The organism is Granulicatella sp. WM01, assembly GCF_004570605.1.
In the GTDB taxonomy this organism is placed as follows: Bacteria; Bacillota; Bacilli; order Lactobacillales; family Aerococcaceae; genus WM01.
Genome location: NZ_SPPB01000045.1, coordinates 1 through 17730 on the forward strand (window position 1 = coordinate 1; position 17730 = coordinate 17730).

At 35.1% G+C, this 17730-nt stretch carries 31 protein-coding genes and 2 pseudogenes; 32 read left to right on the forward strand and 1 reads right to left on the reverse strand.

Translation table 11 applies throughout. The annotated features are described in order from the left end of the window. From E4T68_RS09585 to E4T68_RS06610, 32 genes and pseudogenes are all read left to right on the forward strand, one after another. Positions 1 to 184: pseudogene (locus tag E4T68_RS09585) on the forward strand (IS30 family transposase); the annotation flags it as partial. Positions 185 to 585: 401 nt separating this feature from the next. Next, positions 586 to 894: a 30S ribosomal protein S10 gene (gene rpsJ / locus E4T68_RS06460; RefSeq protein WP_135125280.1), complete on the forward strand. Its 309-nt coding sequence runs from the start codon at positions 586 to 588 to the stop codon at positions 892 to 894. A gap of 23 nt (positions 895 to 917) precedes the next feature. Beyond that, positions 918 to 1556: a 50S ribosomal protein L3 gene (rplC, locus tag E4T68_RS06465; protein WP_135125281.1), complete on the forward strand. Its 639-nt coding sequence runs from the start codon at positions 918 to 920 to the stop codon at positions 1554 to 1556. 24 nt (positions 1557 to 1580) lie between these two features. Continuing rightward, a complete protein-coding gene (gene rplD, locus E4T68_RS06470; protein ID WP_135125283.1) occupies positions 1581 to 2204 on the forward strand; it encodes a 50S ribosomal protein L4 in 624 nt (207 codons plus the stop codon). Beyond that, on the forward strand, positions 2204 to 2494 hold the full coding sequence (rplW, locus tag E4T68_RS06475; protein WP_135125285.1) for a 50S ribosomal protein L23: 291 nt from the start codon (positions 2204 to 2206) through the stop codon (positions 2492 to 2494). Before rplD ends, rplW begins: the two co-directional genes overlap by 1 nt. A 41-nt stretch (positions 2495 to 2535) precedes the next feature. Further along, positions 2536 to 3366, forward strand: coding sequence for a 50S ribosomal protein L2 (gene rplB, locus E4T68_RS06480; protein WP_135125287.1), 831 nt, complete (start codon positions 2536 to 2538; stop codon positions 3364 to 3366). 36 nt (positions 3367 to 3402) lie between these two features. Further along, on the forward strand, positions 3403 to 3684 hold the full coding sequence (gene rpsS / locus E4T68_RS06485) for a 30S ribosomal protein S19 (protein ID WP_135125289.1): 282 nt from the start codon (positions 3403 to 3405) through the stop codon (positions 3682 to 3684). A gap of 20 nt (positions 3685 to 3704) precedes the next feature. Continuing rightward, positions 3705 to 4052 carry a 50S ribosomal protein L22 gene (gene rplV / locus E4T68_RS06490; protein WP_135125291.1) on the forward strand — a complete coding sequence of 116 codons (348 nt, stop codon included), beginning with the start codon at positions 3705 to 3707 and terminating at the stop codon, positions 4050 to 4052. A 13-nt stretch (positions 4053 to 4065) separates the two neighbouring features. Further along, complete coding sequence (rpsC, locus tag E4T68_RS06495; RefSeq protein ID WP_135125293.1) at positions 4066 to 4728, forward strand: 30S ribosomal protein S3; 663 nt, start codon at positions 4066 to 4068, stop codon at positions 4726 to 4728. 2 nt (positions 4729 to 4730) lie between these two features. Then, positions 4731 to 5165, forward strand: coding sequence for a 50S ribosomal protein L16 (rplP, locus tag E4T68_RS06500; RefSeq protein ID WP_135125295.1), 435 nt, complete (start codon positions 4731 to 4733; stop codon positions 5163 to 5165). Further along, positions 5155 to 5361 (forward strand): 50S ribosomal protein L29, encoded by a 207-nt coding sequence (rpmC, locus tag E4T68_RS06505; RefSeq protein ID WP_135125335.1) that lies wholly within the window; start codon positions 5155 to 5157, stop codon positions 5359 to 5361. Before rplP ends, rpmC begins: the two co-directional genes overlap by 11 nt. 27 nt (positions 5362 to 5388) lie before the next feature. Beyond that, positions 5389 to 5658, forward strand: a complete 270-nt coding sequence (gene rpsQ, locus E4T68_RS06510) for a 30S ribosomal protein S17 (protein WP_135125297.1) — start codon at positions 5389 to 5391, stop codon at positions 5656 to 5658. A 42-nt stretch (positions 5659 to 5700) separates the two neighbouring features. Continuing rightward, positions 5701 to 6069 (forward strand): 50S ribosomal protein L14, encoded by a 369-nt coding sequence (gene rplN / locus E4T68_RS06515; RefSeq protein ID WP_135125299.1) that lies wholly within the window; start codon positions 5701 to 5703, stop codon positions 6067 to 6069. Between the two features lie 49 nt (positions 6070 to 6118). After that, the gene (gene rplX, locus E4T68_RS06520) at positions 6119 to 6424 is read left to right on the forward strand and encodes a 50S ribosomal protein L24 (RefSeq protein WP_135125301.1); all 306 of its coding nucleotides are present in this window, start codon (positions 6119 to 6121) and stop codon (positions 6422 to 6424) included. Positions 6425 to 6456: 32 nt separating this feature from the next. Beyond that, positions 6457 to 6996, forward strand: coding sequence for a 50S ribosomal protein L5 (gene rplE / locus E4T68_RS06525; protein WP_135125303.1), 540 nt, complete (start codon positions 6457 to 6459; stop codon positions 6994 to 6996). Between the two features lie 20 nt (positions 6997 to 7016). Beyond that, the gene (locus tag E4T68_RS06530) at positions 7017 to 7202 is read left to right on the forward strand and encodes a type Z 30S ribosomal protein S14 (RefSeq protein WP_135125305.1); all 186 of its coding nucleotides are present in this window, start codon (positions 7017 to 7019) and stop codon (positions 7200 to 7202) included. A 33-nt stretch (positions 7203 to 7235) separates the two neighbouring features. Then, positions 7236 to 7634: a 30S ribosomal protein S8 gene (gene rpsH, locus E4T68_RS06535; RefSeq protein ID WP_135125307.1), complete on the forward strand. Its 399-nt coding sequence runs from the start codon at positions 7236 to 7238 to the stop codon at positions 7632 to 7634. 37 nt (positions 7635 to 7671) lie between these two features. Further along, the gene (rplF, locus tag E4T68_RS06540; RefSeq protein ID WP_135125309.1) at positions 7672 to 8211 is read left to right on the forward strand and encodes a 50S ribosomal protein L6; all 540 of its coding nucleotides are present in this window, start codon (positions 7672 to 7674) and stop codon (positions 8209 to 8211) included. A 66-nt stretch (positions 8212 to 8277) separates the two neighbouring features. Continuing rightward, complete coding sequence (gene rplR, locus E4T68_RS06545; protein WP_135125311.1) at positions 8278 to 8634, forward strand: 50S ribosomal protein L18; 357 nt, start codon at positions 8278 to 8280, stop codon at positions 8632 to 8634. Positions 8635 to 8654: 20 nt separating this feature from the next. Beyond that, positions 8655 to 9149 carry a 30S ribosomal protein S5 gene (rpsE, locus tag E4T68_RS06550; RefSeq protein ID WP_135125313.1) on the forward strand — a complete coding sequence of 165 codons (495 nt, stop codon included), beginning with the start codon at positions 8655 to 8657 and terminating at the stop codon, positions 9147 to 9149. Between the two features lie 17 nt (positions 9150 to 9166). Next, positions 9167 to 9346, forward strand: coding sequence for a 50S ribosomal protein L30 (gene rpmD, locus E4T68_RS06555; protein WP_135125315.1), 180 nt, complete (start codon positions 9167 to 9169; stop codon positions 9344 to 9346). A 34-nt stretch (positions 9347 to 9380) separates the two neighbouring features. After that, a complete protein-coding gene (gene rplO, locus E4T68_RS06560; protein ID WP_135125317.1) occupies positions 9381 to 9821 on the forward strand; it encodes a 50S ribosomal protein L15 in 441 nt (146 codons plus the stop codon). Beyond that, positions 9821 to 11122, forward strand: a complete 1302-nt coding sequence (gene secY / locus E4T68_RS06565; protein WP_135125319.1) for a preprotein translocase subunit SecY — start codon at positions 9821 to 9823, stop codon at positions 11120 to 11122. Before rplO ends, secY begins: the two co-directional genes overlap by 1 nt. A 64-nt stretch (positions 11123 to 11186) precedes the next feature. Further along, positions 11187 to 11834, forward strand: coding sequence for an adenylate kinase (locus E4T68_RS06570; protein ID WP_135125321.1), 648 nt, complete (start codon positions 11187 to 11189; stop codon positions 11832 to 11834). Between the two features lie 87 nt (positions 11835 to 11921). Next, on the forward strand, positions 11922 to 12140 hold the full coding sequence (gene infA, locus E4T68_RS06575) for a translation initiation factor IF-1 (RefSeq protein ID WP_034551736.1): 219 nt from the start codon (positions 11922 to 11924) through the stop codon (positions 12138 to 12140). 88 nt (positions 12141 to 12228) lie between these two features. Continuing rightward, entirely contained in the window at positions 12229 to 12342 is a 114-nt protein-coding gene (rpmJ, locus tag E4T68_RS06580) for a 50S ribosomal protein L36 (RefSeq protein WP_050738992.1), read from the forward strand. Positions 12343 to 12357: 15 nt separating this feature from the next. Continuing rightward, complete coding sequence (rpsM, locus tag E4T68_RS06585; protein ID WP_135125323.1) at positions 12358 to 12723, forward strand: 30S ribosomal protein S13; 366 nt, start codon at positions 12358 to 12360, stop codon at positions 12721 to 12723. A 28-nt stretch (positions 12724 to 12751) separates the two neighbouring features. Beyond that, on the forward strand, positions 12752 to 13138 hold the full coding sequence (gene rpsK / locus E4T68_RS06590) for a 30S ribosomal protein S11 (protein WP_135125325.1): 387 nt from the start codon (positions 12752 to 12754) through the stop codon (positions 13136 to 13138). Positions 13139 to 13264: 126 nt separating this feature from the next. Continuing rightward, entirely contained in the window at positions 13265 to 14209 is a 945-nt protein-coding gene (locus E4T68_RS06595; RefSeq protein ID WP_135125327.1) for a DNA-directed RNA polymerase subunit alpha, read from the forward strand. 29 nt (positions 14210 to 14238) lie between these two features. Beyond that, positions 14239 to 14619 (forward strand): 50S ribosomal protein L17, encoded by a 381-nt coding sequence (gene rplQ / locus E4T68_RS06600; RefSeq protein WP_135125329.1) that lies wholly within the window; start codon positions 14239 to 14241, stop codon positions 14617 to 14619. A gap of 903 nt (positions 14620 to 15522) precedes the next feature. Beyond that, complete coding sequence (locus tag E4T68_RS06605; protein ID WP_135125331.1) at positions 15523 to 16638, forward strand: hypothetical protein; 1116 nt, start codon at positions 15523 to 15525, stop codon at positions 16636 to 16638. A 388-nt stretch (positions 16639 to 17026) separates the two neighbouring features. Then, positions 17027 to 17437: a type III toxin-antitoxin system ToxN/AbiQ family toxin gene (locus E4T68_RS06610; protein WP_135125333.1), complete on the forward strand. Its 411-nt coding sequence runs from the start codon at positions 17027 to 17029 to the stop codon at positions 17435 to 17437. Between the two features lie 109 nt (positions 17438 to 17546). Here E4T68_RS06610 and E4T68_RS09590 read toward each other — a convergent pair. Continuing rightward, positions 17547 to 17730, reverse strand: a pseudogene (locus tag E4T68_RS09590) (IS30 family transposase); the annotation flags it as partial.

The window sequence follows — 17730 nt, forward strand, 5'->3', positions numbered from 1 at the left end:
ACGAGGGACTAATGAAAATCACAATGGTTTAATTCGAGAATTTTTACCGAAGGGAAAATCATTTAATTTAGTACCTATTCAAATGATAACAACTATACAAAATGCGTTAAATAATAGACCTAGACGTCTACTAGACTATGATACACCTCATACTATGTTTAATCGTTTGTGTGCAACGACATAAACTATAACAGAATAGGTGTAACCGTAAAGGCTCGCTACGCTAATACCTTGACCGTTACACCTATTCCATTACAAAACAACTATGTCGCACACAGACATAGACTGTGACTTTAGTATTTTTCATGTACTGTTGCACTTGGCTTTACAATTCGAGAAGTGAGAAAAAAATAAAAAATATTGAAAAAAGGCTTGATTTAACAAGTTTTTTTGTGTATAATACCAAAAGTGTCATCGTATGAAAGGGCTAAGTCTGTCCAAAAGATGATGTCCTCTTATAAAAATAAGAGGGGTAGTGATGATACGAGAGGTTGCGACACACCCGGACGCTTTGCCTAGTCTATGTGTTGGAAATTTTCGTGGAGCTAGTCTAATGATAAACATTTGACGAAGGAGGTCTGAAAAATGGCAAAACAAAAAATTCGTATCCGTTTAAAAGCGTATGAACATCGTGCGTTGGATCAATCAGCGGAGAAAATTGTAGAAACAGCAAAAAGAACTGGCGCTGAAGTAGTGGGGCCAATCCCATTACCAACTGAAAGATCTTTATATACAGTGATTCGTGCGACTCACAAATACAAAGATTCTCGTGAACAGTTTGAAATGCGTACGCATAAACGTTTAATCGATATTGTGAATCCAACACAAAAAACTATCGATGCATTGACAAAACTTGAATTGCCAAGTGGCGTTGATATTGAAATTAAATTATAAAATAAATTATTAGGAGGTGTACCATGGCCAAAGGAATCTTAGGAAGAAAAGTAGGGATGACTCAATTCTTTACTGAAAGTGGCGAATTAGTGCCAGTAACAGTTGTTGAAGCAACTCCAAACGTTGTTTTACAATTAAAAACTCTTGAAAATGACGGTTATGAAGCCGTGCAATTAGGTTATCAAGACAAACGTGAAGTATTGACAAACAAACCTGAAAAAGGTCATGTAGCAAAAGCAAACGCTACTCCTAAGCGCTTCATTCGTGAGTTTAACAATGTTGTGCTAGGAGAATATGAGTTAGGACAAGAAGTGAAAGTAGATGTTTTCCAAGCAGGAGACATTGTTGATGTGACAGGAACATCTAAAGGGAAAGGTTTCCAAGGTGTTATTAAACGTCACGGACAACATCGCGGACCTATGGCTCACGGTTCACGTTACCATCGTCGTCCTGGTTCAATGGGGGGAGCATCATTCCCATCTCGTGTATTTAAAGGGAAAAACTTACCAGGTCAAACAGGTGGAGATCGTATCACTATTCAAAACTTAGAAATCGTTAAAGTAGACGTGGAAAACAATGTTATCTTAATTAAAGGTAATGTTCCAGGTGCTAAAAAATCATTAGTTGAAATTCGTACTGCACGTAAAGCAGTAAACAAATAAGCTAAGGAAGGAGGAAACGATTAAATGGTTAAAGTTAGTTTGTTTAAACAAGACGGTTCAACTGTAGGAGAAATTGAATTGAATGATTCAGTTTTCGGAATTGAACCAAATGAAAATGTTATATTTGATGCAATCGTAATGCAACGTGCGTCATTAAGACAAGGAACACATGCGGTTAAAAACCGTAGTGCTGTACGTGGCGGTGGTCGTAAACCATGGCGTCAAAAAGGGACAGGTCGTGCTCGTCAAGGCTCAACTCGTTCACCACAATGGGTAGGCGGTGGAACAGTATTTGGTCCAACTCCACGCTCATATAGCTATAAATTAAACAAAAAAGTTCGTCGTTTAGCTATCAGATCTGTTCTTTCATCCAAAGTGGCTGAAGGGAACTTAATCGTAGTAGATGCATTGAACTTTGATGCACCAAAAACAAAAGAATTTGCACAAGTATTGAAAAACTTAAATGTAGCATCTAAAGTATTAGTTGTTGTTGAGAAAGAAAATGATTTTGCATCATTGTCAGCACGTAACTTACCTCAAGTAACAGTTGTTGCAGAAGATAATGTAAGTGTGTTAGATGTATTCTCAAATACAAAAGTATTATTCACTCAAAGTGCTCTTTCAACAGTAGAGGAGGCTCTTAAATAATGAATGCTCGTGATGTAATTAAGCGTCCTATTATTACAGAAGCAACTGTATTAGCTATGGATAGTAAAAAATATACTTTTGAAGTTGATGTACGTGCGAACAAAACGCAAGTAAGACAAGCTGTTGAAGAAATTTTTGGCGTAACTGTTAAAAATGTAAATATTATGAACGTACGTGGTAAATACAAACGTGTTGGTAAATACGCTGGATTTACTAAAAAACGTCGTAAAGCTATTGTAACATTAACAGAAAATTCAAAAGATATTGAAATTTTTGCGAATAATGATTAATCATTAATAGAGAATGAAAATACTAATAGGAGGTAAAAGTTGTGGCGTTAAAAAAATATAACCCTACTTCAAATGGTCGTCGTAATATGACTGGATATGATTTTTCTGAAATTACAAAATCAACTCCTGAAAAAACATTACTAGAACCAATTAAAAAGACTGCCGGACGTAATAATCAAGGTAAAATTACTGTACGTCATCACGGTGGTGGTCATAAACGTGCATACCGTGTCATTGATTTTAAACGTGTTAAAGATGATGTACCTGCAGTTGTAAGAGCTGTTGAGTATGATCCAAACCGTTCAGCAAATATTGCTTTGGTACAATATACTGATGGTGTCAAAGCATACATCATTGCTCCAAAAGGAATCCAAGTTGGGCAACAAATTGAATCAGGTGTAAATGCAGATATTAAAATTGGTAATGCTTTGCCATTATCACATATCCCTGTAGGTACAGTTATTCATAATATTGAAACAAAACCAGGTAAAGGTGGACAATTAATTCGTTCAGCTGGTACAAGTGCTCAAGTATTAGGACAAGAAGGTAAATATACATTAGTTCGCTTAAACTCTGGTGAAGTACGTATGATTTTATCAACTTGCCGTGCTACAGTAGGTACAGTAGGTAATGAACAACATGAATTAGTAAATATTGGTAAAGCAGGACGTTCACGTTGGTTAGGCAAACGCCCAACAGTTCGTGGATCTGTAATGAACCCTAATGATCATCCACACGGTGGTGGTGAGGGCCGTGCTCCAATCGGACGTAAATCACCAATGACACCATGGGGTAAACCAGCTCTTGGTCTTAAAACTCGTAAGAAAAAAGCACGTAGCAATAAGTTGATTGTTCGTGGACGTAAAAAATAATTTTTAAAAATCCAGATTAAGAAGGGAGGCTTCACTGTGAGTCGTAGTATTAAAAAAGGGCCATTTGTTGATGCCCATTTGATGAAAAAAGTTGAAGCTGCTGCTGCAAGTGAAAAGAAACAAGTTGTTAAAACTTGGTCACGTCGTTCTACAATCTTCCCTAACTTTGTTGGGCAAACAATCGCTGTTTACGATGGAAGAAAACATGTGCCTGTTTACGTTCAAGAAGATATGGTAGGACACAAATTAGGTGAATTTGCACCAACAAGAACATACCGTGGACATGCTGCGGATGACAAAAAAACGAAAAAACGTTAATTATAAGGAGGTAATACAATATGTCAGAAATTACATCTGCAAAAGCAGTTGCAAAAACTGTTCGCATTGCGCCTCGTAAAGTACGTTTAGTAGTGGATCTTATTAGAGGTAAAAAAATTGGCGAAGCCATTTCAATCTTAAAATTCACTCCACGTGCCGCTTCACCAATCGTTGAAAAAGTATTGATGTCAGCCGTTGCAAATGCAGAACACAATTATGATTTAGATATTGAAAACTTGGTAGTCACTGAAGCTTATGTAAACGAAGGACCAACAATGAAACGTTTCCGTCCACGTGCAAAAGGTTCAGCGTCTCCAATTATGAAACGTACAAGCCACATTACAATCGTGGTATCAGAGAAAGAATAAGGAGGGATAGTCTGTGGGTCAAAAAGTACATCCAATAGGAATGCGTGTAGGTATTATCCGTGACTGGGATGCCAAATGGTACGCAGAAAAAGACTATGCAGAGTTCTTACACGAAGATTTGAAAATTCGTAAGTATATTTTAACAAGATTAAAAGATGCTTCAATTTCTACAATCGAAACAGAACGTAAAGCAAATAATGTCGTAACAGTATCTATCCACACTGCTAAGCCAGGTTTAGTAATTGGTAAAGGCGGTTCAGAAGTAGAGAATTTACGCAAAGAATTGAAAAAAATCACAGGTCGTGTTGTGAACATCAACATCGTTGAAATTAAAAAACCTGATTTAGATGCAAAATTAGTAGGCGAAAGCATTGCTCGTCAATTAGAAAATCGTGTGGCATTCCGTCGTGCTCAAAAACAAGCAATTCAACGTACAATGAGAGCTGGTGCTAAAGGAATTAAAACTATGGTATCAGGTCGTTTAAATGGTGCAGATATGGCACGTTCTGAAAGTTATTCAGAAGGAACAGTTCCATTGCATACATTACGTGCAGATATTGACTATGCTTGGGAAGAAGCAGATACAACTTACGGTAAATTAGGTGTTAAAGTTTGGATTTATCGTGGTGAAGTATTGCCAACAAAGAAAAATGCTGAGAAGAAAGGAGAAAATTAATCATGTTAGTACCAAAACGTGTGAAATTCCGTCGTGAATTTAGAGGAAAAATGCGTGGCGAAGCTAAAGGTGGTAAAGAAGTATCATTTGGTGAATTTGGTTTACAAGCAACTGAATCACATTGGATTACAAACCGTCAAATTGAAGCAGCCCGTATTGCAATGACTCGTTATATGAAACGTGGTGGGAAAGTATGGATTAAAATTTTCCCTCATAAATCATATACAGCAAAAGCTATCGGTGTTCGTATGGGTTCTGGTAAAGGGGCTCCAGAAGGCTGGGTTGCACCAGTTAAACGTGGTAAAGTGATGTTTGAAGTTGCTGGCGTTTCAGAAGAAATCGCTCGTGAGGCTTTCCGTTTAGCATCTCATAAATTGCCACTAAAAACTAAATTTGTAAAACGTACAGAACAGGGTGGTGAATCGAATGAAAATTAAAGAACTACAAAAAGAAATTAATGAATTATCCACTGCTGAATTAATTGCAAAAGAAAAAGAATACAAAGAAGAATTGTTCAATCTTCGATTCCAACTTGCTACGGGACAGTTAGAAAATACTTCTCGTATTAAAGAAGTACGCAAACAAATTGCACGTATTAAAACGGCATTGCGTCAGGAAGAATTACAAAAATAATTGATCAGCAAAGGAGGACATAAATAAATGAGTAGTACAGAACGTAACCAACGTAAAGTATACCAAGGACGTGTTGTTTCAGATAAAATGGATAAAACTATCACTGTTATCGTTGAAACATATAAAACTCATCCAACATACGGTAAACGCGTTAAATATTCTAAAAAATTCAAAGCTCATGATGAAAATAATTCAGCGAAAATGGGCGATATTGTAAAAATTATGGAAACTCGTCCACTTTCTGCTACCAAACATTTTCGTTTACTAGAAATTGTTGAGGAATCCATTATTATTTAATTATTGATATTGAAAGCATACGTTTGGAAGGAGGATACCTATATGATTCAAACAGAATCTCGTTTGAAAGTAGCTGATAACTCTGGAGCACGTGAAGTGTTAACTATTAGAGTTTTAGGTGGATCAAATCGTAAAACGGCAAATATTGGTGATGTGATTGTTGCAACTGTGAAACAAGCAACACCAGGTGGAGTTGTTAAAAAAGGCGATGTTGTAAAAGCTGTTATCGTACGTACAAAATCAGGAGCACGTCGTAAAGATGGTTCATACATTAAATTTGATGAAAATGCATGTGTTATTATTCGTGATGACAAGAGTCCACGTGGAACACGTATCTTTGGACCAGTAGCTCGTGAGTTGCGTGACAACAACTATATGAAGATTGTGTCTTTAGCTCCAGAAGTAATCTAATCAAATAAATTATTATTAGAGTCAACAAACGAAGGAGGTGCAACGTTACATGCACGTAAAAACTGGTGATAAAGTTAAAGTATTAGCTGGTAAAGATAAAGGTAAAGAAGGCATTATTACAAAAGCTTTTCCAAAGAAAGACCGCGTTATTGTTGAAGGTGTGAATATTGTTAAAAAACATCAAAAACCATCTCAAGCTAATCCAAGTGGGGGAATCGTGGAGAAGGAAGCATCAATTCATGTTTCTAACGTAATGTTGATTGATCCATCTACACAAGAACCAACTCGTGTTGGCTACAAAGTTGTAGACGGTAAAAAAGTACGCGTTTCTAAAAAAACTGGCGAAATCATTTAAGAAATAAGTAAGGAAGGAGGAGCCAATCCAAAATGAACAGATTACAAGAAAAATATAAAAAAGAAATCGTTCCTTCATTAGTAGAAAAATTTAACTATACATCTGTAATGCAAGCACCTAAAGTAGAGAAAATCGTTATAAACATGGGTGTGGGCGATGCAGTGTCTAATGCAAAAAACTTAGAAAAAGCTGTAGAAGAATTGACATTAATTACAGGTCAAAAACCAGTAATTACGAAAGCTAAAAAATCTATCGCAGGTTTCCGTTTACGTGAAGGTATGCCTATCGGTGCAAAAGTAACTTTACGTGGCGAAAGAATGTATGAATTTTTAGATAAATTAGTTACAGTATCTTTACCACGTGTACGTGATTTCCGTGGTGTAAGCAAAAAATCTTTTGACGGACGTGGGAACTACACGTTAGGTGTTAAAGAACAATTAATCTTCCCTGAAGTAGACTATGATAAAGTTGATAAAGTACGTGGTATGGATATCGTTATTGTCACAACTGCAAATTCAGATGAAGAATCAAGAGAATTATTAACTCAATTAGGAATGCCATTCCAAAAATAATGTTATAGGAGGCGAATAAAGTGGCTAAAAAATCAATGATTGCAAAAAACAAACGTCCTAAAAAATTTGCTGTGCAAGAATATACACGTTGCGAACGTTGTGGACGTCCACATTCTGTTTACCGCAAATTTAAACTTTGCCGTATTTGCTTCCGCGAACTTGCTTATAAAGGGCAAATTCCTGGAGTGAAGAAAGCTAGTTGGTAATCCATTATCACTATGAAAAGGAGGTTAAACTAAATGGTTATGACAGATCCGATTGCAGATTTCTTAACACGTATTCGTAATGCGAACATGGTTCGTCATTCAGTGTTAGAAGCACCTGCATCAAGAATTAAAACAGATATTGCTACAATCTTGAAAAACGAAGGATTTATCAAAGATTTTGAAATTATCGAGGACAACAAACAAGGTATTATCCGTGTTTTCTTGAAATATGGACAAAATAATGAGCGTGTTATTACAGGCTTAAAACGTATTTCTAAACCTGGTCTACGTGTTTATGCAAAAACAAATGAAGTGCCTAAAGTATTAAATGGTTTAGGAATTGCTATTCTGTCAACATCTGAAGGTGTTATTACAGATAAAGTTGCAAGACAAAAAAATGTAGGTGGAGAAGTTCTAGCTTACGTTTGGTAATCAATTTTAATTAAACATTCAAGGAGGTGCAGTCAGTATGAGTCGTATTGGGAACAAACCCATTGCTATTCCAAGTGGCGTAACCGTTACAGTTAAAGAAAATAACGAAGTAACAGTAAAAGGACCTAAAGGTGAATTAACTCGTGAGTTTTCATCACTGATTACAATCAATGTTGGTGAAACAGAAATTACATTCACACGTCCTAATGATGAAAAAGAAAGCCGTTCATTACACGGAACAACTCGTGCTGTGTTAAATAACATGGTAGTTGGTGTAACTGACGGATTTGCAAAAGAATTAGATCTAATCGGGGTTGGGTACCGTGCACAATTACAAGGTAATAAACTTGTATTAAACGTAGGGTATTCTCATCCAGTTGAGTTTGTACCAGAAGAGGGTTTAAGTGTTGAAGTTCCTTCAAATACAAAAGTTATCGTTCGTGGTATTAACAAAGAAAAAGTTGGAGCTTTAGCTGCTAACATTCGTGGCGTACGTCCACCAGAACCATACAAAGGTAAAGGTATTCGTTACACAGACGAATTTGTACGTCGTAAAGAAGGTAAAACAGGTAAATAGAGGTATTTATAACCTGTTTTACCAGTTTTTCAACTATTATTTTAAAACATATAAAGAGGTGACATCGTGATTACAAAACCAGATAAAAATAAAATGCGTCAAGCTCGTCATGCACGAGTAAGAACAAAAATCTCTGGTACTGCTGAGTGCCCACGCTTGAACGTTTTCCGTTCCAATAAACACATCTACGCTCAATTAATTGATGACGTAGCGGGTGTGACGCTAGCAAGTGCCTCAACTTTAGATAAAGAATTAGCAAAAACTACTAAGACAGAACAAGCAGTTGCAGTTGGACAATTAATTGCAGAACGTGCTATTCAAAAAAATATTAAGAAAGTAGTCTTCGACCGTGGTGGTTATCTATACCATGGCCGCGTTAAAGCTCTTGCAGAAGCTGCACGCGAAAATGGACTAGAATTTTAAAAGAAGGAGGATACCCATTCATGGTTTTTATCGACCCAACTAAATTAGAATTAGAGGATCGCGTAGTTGCGATTAACCGTGTTACAAAAGTTGTAAAAGGTGGACGCCGTATGCGTTTTGCAGCTTTAGTAGTTGTTGGTGACAAAAATGGACATGTAGGATTTGGTACAGGAAAAGCTCAAGAAGTTCCTGAAGCAATCCGTAAAGCGATTGAAGATGCTAAGAAACATTTAATTGAAGTGCCAATCGTTGGTTCAACAATTCCACATGAAGTTATTGGACGTTTCTGTGGCGGTAACGTATTATTGAAACCAGCTCAAGCCGGTTCAGGAGTTGCAGCAGGTGGACCAGTTCGTGCCGTTGTTGAGTTAGCAGGTGTATCTGATATTACAAGTAAATCTTTAGGATCAAATACTCCAATTAACATGGTTCGTGCAACTATAAAAGGTTTAGAACAATTAAAACGTGCAGAAGCAGTTGCTGCCTTACGTGGTAAATCAGTAGAAGAATTGTAAAAGGAGGACAATAAAAGATGGCAGAATTAAAAATCACTTTAAAAAGAAGCTTAATCGGACGTCCTCAAAACCAAATTGATACATGTAAAGCATTAGGTTTAACAAAACCACATAAAACAGTAGTTAAGCCAGTTAATGATGCGATTAAAGGTATGGTTCGTACAGTTTCTCATTTAGTAGAAGTAGAAGAAATTTAAGAGATATAAAATCATAAAAGGAGGTGCCTAGTAAATGGAACTTCATACGTTGAAAGCAGCAGAAGGTTCACGTCACGTGCGTAATCGTGTAGGTCGTGGGCAAGGTTCTGGTAATGGTAAAACATCTGGACGTGGACAAAAAGGTCAAAAAGCTCGTTCAGGTGGTGGTGTGAGATTAGGTTTTGAAGGTGGTCAAACACCATTGTTCAAGCGTATTGCTAAACGTGGATTTAATAATATCAACCGTAAAGAGTACGCTGTTGTTAACCTATCAGATTTAAATCGTTTTGAAGATGGTGTAGAAGTAAACCCAGTAACTTTAGTTGAATCTGGTTTAGTGAAAAAAGAATTATCAGGTGTTAAAATTTTAGCAAATGGTAAGTTAGAACGAAAATTGACTGTCAAAGCACATAAATTTTCAAAAGTAGCTAAAGAAGCAATTGAAGCTGCAGGTGGAACAGTCGAGGTGATCTAATGTTTACCTTACTTAGATCTACATTTAAAGTAAAAGATGTGCGTAATCGCATCTTTTACACTTTAATGATGATTGTGATTTTCCGTATTGGAGCACATATCACTGTACCAGGTGTAAATGCTGCAGCCATGACGGATCTATCAAGAAATGCCAATAGTTTATTTAGTATTTTAAATACATTTGGTGGTGGAGCATTGCGTCAATATTCTATATTTGCCTTAGGTGTTTCACCATATATCACTGCATCAATTATTGTGCAGTTATTACAAATGGATATTGTCCCTAAATTTGCTGAGTGGAGTAAACAAGGCGAAGTAGGACGAAGAAAACTAAATAAAGCAACTGTATATTTCACTATTGTTCTTGGATTTATTCAAGCAATTGGAATATCAGTTGGATTTAATAGACTATCTAATTTTGGCTTAATTCGTTCGGCTAATTCAGGAACTTATATGAACATTGCACTTGTGCTAACGGCTGGAACAATGTTGGTTATGTGGATTGGCGAGCAAATTACTCAAAAAGGAGTCGGAAATGGTGTATCAATCATTATTTTATCGGGGATTGTTGCACAAATGCCAGCTGAATTGTATTCGTTGTTTACACAATATTTAGCTGGTGAAGGACAAGATACATGGATTAAATTTGCATTTGTTTTGGCTGGTATCGTACTAATTATTGCCTTAATTGCTTTTGTTGTCTATATGGAACAAGCACAACGTAAAATTCCAGTACAATACTCTAAGAGAGCAAATGGTGCTAGTCAAATGGCATATTTACCATTAAAAATAAACTCTGCAGGTGTTATTCCTGTTATTTTTGCAAGTTCATTTATGCTAATACCTGCAACAATTTTAGGATTTTTCACAGCAACACATGGAAATGAATCGTGGTTTGTCATTTTGAGTACAATATTTAATTACAGACAACCAGTAGGTGCTGCTATTTATGTATTACTCATTATTACATTTACATATTTCTATGCATTTATTCAGGTAAATCCTGAAAAAGTGGCGGAAAATCTACAAAAACAAGGTGGGTATATTGTTAGCGTAAGACCAGGAAAAGGAACAGAAAAATATATTTCTACATTATTGGTACGTTTGAGTACAGTAGGGTCATTATATTTAGCTGTCGTTGCAGCAATTCCAATTATTGCAGCAATTGTTATTCCTAACTTTCCAGCTAGTTTATCATTAGGTGGAACCAATATATTGATTGTTATTGGTGTTATTTTAGAAACAACAAAACAAATACAAGGTAAATTGATTAAGAGAAAATATCAAGGATTTATTCAATAAAAAGTGGACAAAAGTGCATACTTTTGTCGCACTTGCCTTGTTTTTTATAGCGAGGAGAATGGTTATGAATATTGTATTGATGGGGCTTCCAGGAGCTGGAAAAGGTACACAAGCAGAGAAAATTGTTGCCGAGTATAAATTTCCTCATATTTCAACAGGGGATATGTTCCGTTTGGCAATGAAAAATGAAACAGAGCTAGGCTTAAAAGCAAAATCTTTTATGGATAATGGTGAGTTAGTACCTGATGATGTGACAAATGGTATTGTAAAAGAACGATTAAGTGAATCAGATGTTGTAAACGGATTTTTATTAGATGGATTTCCAAGAACATTAAAACAAGCAGAGGCATTAGATAATATTTTGTCAGCACTTAATAAAAAAATTGATGCTGTGATTAATATTAATGTAGATCCTAACGTATTAAAAGAACGTTTATCTGGCAGAATTATTTGTCGTGATTGTGGGTCAACTTATCATAAATTAACTAATCCACCAAAAAATGAAGGAACATGTGACCGTTGTGGAAACCATGATTTCTATCAACGTGAAGATGATAAACCAGAGACGGTTGAAAATCGTATTCAAGTGAACTTAAAACAAACAGAACCTCTATTGAACTACTACAAAAATAAAGGCGTCTTGTTCAACGTGAATGGTGAAGATGATATTGATAGTGTCTTTGGAAAAATTCGTGAAATTATTGAAAAGTAGTTATCTATATCTTTTCAAAAGCCTGTTAATATGCTATAATTAGCAAGTTAAGGTATAGAAGTAGTTTAAAAGTCAAGGAGGTGTAAAGTGGCGAAAGACGATGTGATTGAAATTGAAGGAACAGTCGTTGAAACTTTGCCGAATGCAATGTTTAAAGTAGAACTTGAAAATGGTCATATTGTATTGGCTCATGTTTCTGGTAAAATTAGAATGCATTATATTCGCATTTTACCTGGGGACAAAGTTACTGTTGAGTTATCACCTTATGATTTAACTCGTGGTAGAATTACTTATCGCTTTAAATAGTTGTACTCCGTCAATGTAGGATAGGAATCGTTATTCTTATTTTAAACTAAATGATGCTATATCGTTTATTAGTATGAGGAGGTAGAAAATGAAAGTTAGAGCTTCAGTGAAACCAATTTGTGAAAAATGTAAAGTCATTAAACGCAATGGTCGTGTAATGGTAATTTGTGAAAATCCAAAACATAAACAACGTCAAGGATAAAAAAGGAGGTGCCGTATGGCTCGTATTGCAGGTGTAGACGTACCACGTGATAAACGTGTTGTCATTTCATTAACATATATTTATGGTATTGGAAAGAAAACTTCTCAACAATTATTAGCAGCAGCTGATGTGTCAGAAGATATTCGTGTACGTGATTTAACAAATGATCAATTAGATCGTATTCGTGCAGAAGTAGATAAATTAAAAGTTGAAGGTGATCTTCGTCGTGAAGTGAACTTAAACATTAAACGTTTAATTGAGATTGGTTCATACAGAGGTATTCGCCATCGTCGTGGATTACCAGTGCGTGGACAAAATACAAAAAATAATGCACGTACTCGTAAAGGCCCAGCAAAAGCAATTGCAGGTAAGAAAAAATAATAATAAGGTAAAGGGAGGGTAAACTTTCATGGCTAAAAAAGTGACACGTAAACGTCGTGTGAAAAAAAATATTGAAACAGGAATTGCACATATCCGTTCAACATTTAATAATACAATCGTTATGATTACAGATGTTCATGGGAATGCAGTTTCATGGTCTTCTGCCGGTGCTTTAGGATTTAAAGGTTCTAAAAAATCAACACCATTTGCTGCACAAATGGCTGCTGAAGCGGCTGCAAAAGGATCTATGGAACATGGCATGAGAACAGTTGAAGTTTCTGTTAAAGGTCCTGGTTCAGGTCGTGAATCAGCTATTCGTTCATTACAAGCGGCTGGTTTAGAAATCACAGCAATCCGTGATGTAACACCAATTCCACACAATGGATGCCGTCCTCCAAAACGTCGTCGTGTTTAATACATAAGACTGTTTGGATAAGATGAATGATACAAAATGGTAACAAGTATAGAATGAGTTATACATAAAACTTAGAAACAGTAGTTAAAAGCAGGTAATCTGTTAAATTTGAAAGGGGTATTTTGAATGATCGAAATTGAAAAACCAAGAATTGAAACGATTGAGATCAGCGAAGATGCAAAATTCGGCAAATTCGTTGTAGAACCACTAGAACGCGGTTATGGAACAACCCTTGGAAATTCACTACGTCGTATTTTGTTATCTTCATTACCAGGAGCAGCTATTACAGATATTCAAATTGAAGGTGTGTTACATGAATTTTCAACGGTACCAGGTGTTGTTGAAGATGTAGCAGCTATTATTTTAAATATTAAAAAGCTTGCATTAAAATTAAACGATATTACAGAGAAATCTCTAGAATTAGATATTGTTGGTCCAGCAACTGTTACAGCTGCTGACATTACTGAAGCTAGTGATGTGGAAATTTTAAATCCTGATTTGTATATTTGTACAATCGCTGAAGGCTCACGCTTGAAAATGAGTTTAACAGCAAAAACAGGACGAGGCTATGTTCGATCTGAATACAATAAACGTGACGACATGCCCATTGGTGTATTACCAATTGATTCGATCTACACACCTGTTAGTCGTGTAAACTATCAAGTGGAAAACACACGTATAGGTCAAAAAAATATTTATGATAAATTAACATTAGATGTTTGGACAGATGGTTCAATTAGTCCAGAGGCAGCAATTAGTTTATCAGCTAAAATTTTGACTGAACATTTGGATGTGTTTGTCAACTTAAACGAACAAGCACGTAAAGTTGAAATCATGGTAGAGAAGGAAGATACGCACAAAGAAAAAATGTTAGAAATGACAATTGAAGAGTTAGATTTATCTGTTCGTTCATATAATTGCTTAAAACGTGCAGGAATTAATACAGTTCAAGAGTTAACAGACAAAACAGAATCAGAAATGATTAAAGTGCGTAATCTAGGTCGCAAATCTTTAGAAGAAGTGCGTAACAAATTGATTGAATTAAACTTAACATTACGTCAAGATGACTAGTATTATTTAAGCAAAGGAGGAAGAACTATATGGCATACCGTAAATTAGGACGTACAAGCTCACAAAGAAAAGCAATGTTACGTGACTTAACAACAGATTTAATTATTAACGAACGTATTGTAACAACTGAAGCACGTGCCAAGGAAATCCGTTCAACAACTGAAAAAATGATTACTTTAGGTAAACGTGGGACATTACATGCACGTCGTCAAGCCGCAACATTTGTGCGTAACGAAGTAGCTTCTGTACGTGAAGAAGATGGTAATGTTATTGTAGAAACAGCTCTACAAAAACTATTCAATGGATTAGCTGAACGATATAGCGAGCGTCAAGGTGGTTATACTCGTATTTTGAAAACTGAAACACGTCGTGGTGACGGTGCTTCAATGGTAATTATTGAATTAGTTTAATAGCATTTGAGTGTTATGATGATGACATCGTTATGTTTAGTCTAGCTCACCGTAGAGTCGCTTGCGACTCTACGGCATTATTTTTTTATAGCACTAGTGAATAAATCGTGTTGCCGAATGAAAAATTTGGCAACACGATTTGTTTTATATAAAAGATAACTAATAGAGAAATCTATTATACCATTAAATAGTCCTTATCAAATGCTGTCCCCATATAAGAATATAACAAAGATTATTTGTGTATAAAAAATATCGTTTATATATATATATATATACCGTAAAATTTTATTCATATAAAATATATACACAAGTTTATTGACAATGTATGCACATCTGTATATAATGTACGTTGATAATAGTTCTTACTATGCATAGGGTATATTACACAACTAGGGTATGGTCGTGTTTAGATGATTGAAAATGATGAAAGAATAGTTGCTATTATCTGTAAACTTGTAAAACATGGGAAAATTGATTGCTAAAACTTGTATGCATGTCATAAGTTAAGGTATGTTTTTAATTTGAATTTACTATGTTTTTTATGATAGAAAAAATTAACAGGGGGTGATATACATTAAAATGAGCAGTTTTTAAAGAGGTTTGATAATACGGAAGTATGTTTAATCTCTTATTTTTTATGTTGAAAAAATGGTTTATTAAAAAGATGATAATACGTAAAAAGGTAGGGGAACACCTATATATTGTCTTTTATATAGACTATAAAAAACTGGTTACATATTATAAAACTATGCAACATAATGATATAGGCGACTAATAACTATTAAGAAACAATCTGCATGATGTGCAGTGTAAAAATAGGGGATTGTTGCTTAAAGAAATGTGCATATCATATATTAGAACACCAATTTGGTGTATCTCACAATAAAAAGAAAGGGGAAATATATGAAAAAGATAATTAACAGCTTTTTTGTATTAATATTGCTATTAGGCAATGTCATATCAACGGCACGCGTTGTGTCATCTCAAGAAATTGGGCGAGTAGATACGAGTATTTCGTATTCGACAGAAGATACGACGTATCATGAAGTAGATCAGTTTGCACAATATAAAATGAGTGTTACCGTGTCTGAACGGACGTATGATGGTTCTTATTCGTTGATAAAAGTGCCTAAAAATAAATTTAGATTACCTAAATCTGAAGATATATCAGATGCGGTAACGATAAAGAATACAACAATAACTGAAAATGACACACACTACATTATTCGCTTTGACTACAATCGTATTAGTGAAGCAGAAGTTCGTGTGCCGTTTAATTTGTTTTTAAAAAACCAACACGCATACGATGGGGAAGAATTGTTACTTGAAACAGAGTATTATGACCATAATAATACCCTTATCGCAGCTGGACAATTCAATCCAATTGCTAAAGCTAAATTGGCTAGGCTTGGTGACTATAATGGTTTTAGGCGGTTGTATAGCAACAATGGAAACATACCAGTAGAATATAATGAAAGCTTTTATGTTTCGTTTGAAGACACTGGGACAGATTCTAGAAGTTATGGAGTAATTATGACTTTACCTGAGGGCATTGTTTTTAATCTAAAGGATAATCCTGAGTGGTTGTATGATGAAACAACAAGAGTGATTAGAAGTCGTCCAGATAGTACGTTCTCCGAGACGTTGAAATTTTCTTATGAACAAGGGAAGTATTCTATACCTGGAAGAGTCGAACTGAATACGCAAGTGTTTTACTATAATCCAGATGGGAGTATGACCGAGCCACATAATTCAGCAACTATAACAATTGAGTATAAAGAGGAAGAAAGAATACTAACTGGAGTACTTTCAAAAGGAATATCCGACTCTGGAAAGAATTATGAGAGTTTTAACTGGTGGAGCAGTGCTCTTTATCTATACAATTCAATAGAGCAACTAGAAAAGAATTCATTAGAAAGATACTGGAGTGTAGATCTTCATTCTAATGAAAATACAAAACCGTATACACTTAAAATGTTAAAAGAGCTAGATTATAATCTGAAATATAATAGATGTTAACTAAAAACATGTATTATATTTCAGATTTTTTTATTGATTGACTTGTGCTTAATGAAAAAAATATGAAAATGCCCTTTGATAATTGAATAAAAATGGAAATATTTATATTTAGGGGCTTACATCTGTCCTAAGTGTAAATATGGAAGTGTGTAAAGATGAGGTAAAACTCGTAAAAATTTAGCTCAGATTTAACGAATAGGTTGTCTGGGGGCTGTGGCATGGAGAGATTATGCCTAGTCTATCATTATAAGATAGATGAATCGCCATGATGTCCAGTAAGGGACGAGCGAAAAAATGTAAAAGTATATAAAAAGTTTTGGCTTTGTTTTTTTCGTAGCCAAAACATAAAAGCCAATTACTAAAAATTGTAAAAAAAGGGGTAAAAAAAATGAATGCAAGAAAGTTAAGCATCTATGAAGTAGACGAACGATATACTGATTATCTACGCAGTGGAGATGATAAAGTTGCTAACGAAAAAAAAGGGCGAACAAAAAGAAAATATATAGGCATTTTGTTGACGATTAATGATGTTATGTATATTGCACCGTTCACCAGTCAAAAAATGAAACATAAAAAGATTGTGGATAGTGTAGATATGGTTAAAGTTGGTAATATATCTGTAATTAACCTAAATAATATGATACCCGTTAACCCAACGGTCATCAAGAGAGTGGTATTTAATGATGTATTAGACTTATCGTACAGAGAAATATTGAAACATGAATTTCGCATTATCAATAAACATTCAAAAAAAACTCGAATTGTAAAGCCAAGTGCAACAGTACATGAAAAATACTAAAGTCACAGTCTATGTCTGTGTGCGACATAGTTGTTTTGTAATGGAATAGGTGTAACGGTCAAGGTATTAGCGTAGCGAGCCTTTACGGTTACACCTATTCTGTTATAGTTTATGTCGTTGCACACAAACGATTAAACATAGTATGAGGTGTATCATAGTCTAGTATACGTCTAGGTCTATTATTTAACGCATTTTGTATAGTTGTTATCATTTGAATAGGTACTAAATTAAATGATTTTCCCTTTGGTAAAAATTCTCGAATTAAACCATTGTGATTTTCATTAGTCCCTCGT

Bases quoted from the DNA above. Each gene is read 5' to 3' on its own strand.
- rplF (WP_135125309.1), top strand. From the start codon at position 7,672: ATGAGTCGTATTGGGAACAAACCCATTGCTATTCCAAGTGGCGTAACC.
- rpsJ (WP_135125280.1), top strand. From the start codon at position 586: ATGGCAAAACAAAAAATTCGTATCCGTTTAAAAGCGTATGAACATCGT.
- rpsQ (WP_135125297.1), top strand. From the start codon at position 5,389: ATGAGTAGTACAGAACGTAACCAACGTAAAGTATACCAAGGACGTGTT.
- rpsK (WP_135125325.1), top strand. From the start codon at position 12,752: ATGGCTAAAAAAGTGACACGTAAACGTCGTGTGAAAAAAAATATTGAA.
- E4T68_RS06610 (WP_135125333.1), top strand. From the start codon at position 17,027: ATGAATGCAAGAAAGTTAAGCATCTATGAAGTAGACGAACGATATACT.
- rpmC (WP_135125335.1), top strand. From the start codon at position 5,155: ATGAAAATTAAAGAACTACAAAAAGAAATTAATGAATTATCCACTGCT.
- rpsH (WP_135125307.1), top strand. From the start codon at position 7,236: ATGGTTATGACAGATCCGATTGCAGATTTCTTAACACGTATTCGTAAT.
- rplN (WP_135125299.1), top strand. From the start codon at position 5,701: ATGATTCAAACAGAATCTCGTTTGAAAGTAGCTGATAACTCTGGAGCA.
- rplQ (WP_135125329.1), top strand. From the start codon at position 14,239: ATGGCATACCGTAAATTAGGACGTACAAGCTCACAAAGAAAAGCAATG.
- rplD (WP_135125283.1), top strand. From the start codon at position 1,581: ATGGTTAAAGTTAGTTTGTTTAAACAAGACGGTTCAACTGTAGGAGAA.
- rplX (WP_135125301.1), top strand. From the start codon at position 6,119: ATGCACGTAAAAACTGGTGATAAAGTTAAAGTATTAGCTGGTAAAGAT.
- rpmJ (WP_050738992.1), top strand. From the start codon at position 12,229: ATGAAAGTTAGAGCTTCAGTGAAACCAATTTGTGAAAAATGTAAAGTC.
- E4T68_RS06605 (WP_135125331.1), top strand. From the start codon at position 15,523: ATGAAAAAGATAATTAACAGCTTTTTTGTATTAATATTGCTATTAGGC.
- E4T68_RS06570 (WP_135125321.1), top strand. From the start codon at position 11,187: ATGAATATTGTATTGATGGGGCTTCCAGGAGCTGGAAAAGGTACACAA.
- rplV (WP_135125291.1), top strand. From the start codon at position 3,705: ATGTCAGAAATTACATCTGCAAAAGCAGTTGCAAAAACTGTTCGCATT.
- rplC (WP_135125281.1), top strand. From the start codon at position 918: ATGGCCAAAGGAATCTTAGGAAGAAAAGTAGGGATGACTCAATTCTTT.
- secY (WP_135125319.1), top strand. From the start codon at position 9,821: ATGTTTACCTTACTTAGATCTACATTTAAAGTAAAAGATGTGCGTAAT.
- E4T68_RS06595 (WP_135125327.1), top strand. From the start codon at position 13,265: ATGATCGAAATTGAAAAACCAAGAATTGAAACGATTGAGATCAGCGAA.
- rplW (WP_135125285.1), top strand. From the start codon at position 2,204: ATGAATGCTCGTGATGTAATTAAGCGTCCTATTATTACAGAAGCAACT.
- rpmD (WP_135125315.1), top strand. From the start codon at position 9,167: ATGGCAGAATTAAAAATCACTTTAAAAAGAAGCTTAATCGGACGTCCT.
- rplO (WP_135125317.1), top strand. From the start codon at position 9,381: ATGGAACTTCATACGTTGAAAGCAGCAGAAGGTTCACGTCACGTGCGT.
- rplP (WP_135125295.1), top strand. From the start codon at position 4,731: ATGTTAGTACCAAAACGTGTGAAATTCCGTCGTGAATTTAGAGGAAAA.
- rplE (WP_135125303.1), top strand. From the start codon at position 6,457: ATGAACAGATTACAAGAAAAATATAAAAAAGAAATCGTTCCTTCATTA.
- rpsE (WP_135125313.1), top strand. From the start codon at position 8,655: ATGGTTTTTATCGACCCAACTAAATTAGAATTAGAGGATCGCGTAGTT.
- rpsM (WP_135125323.1), top strand. From the start codon at position 12,358: ATGGCTCGTATTGCAGGTGTAGACGTACCACGTGATAAACGTGTTGTC.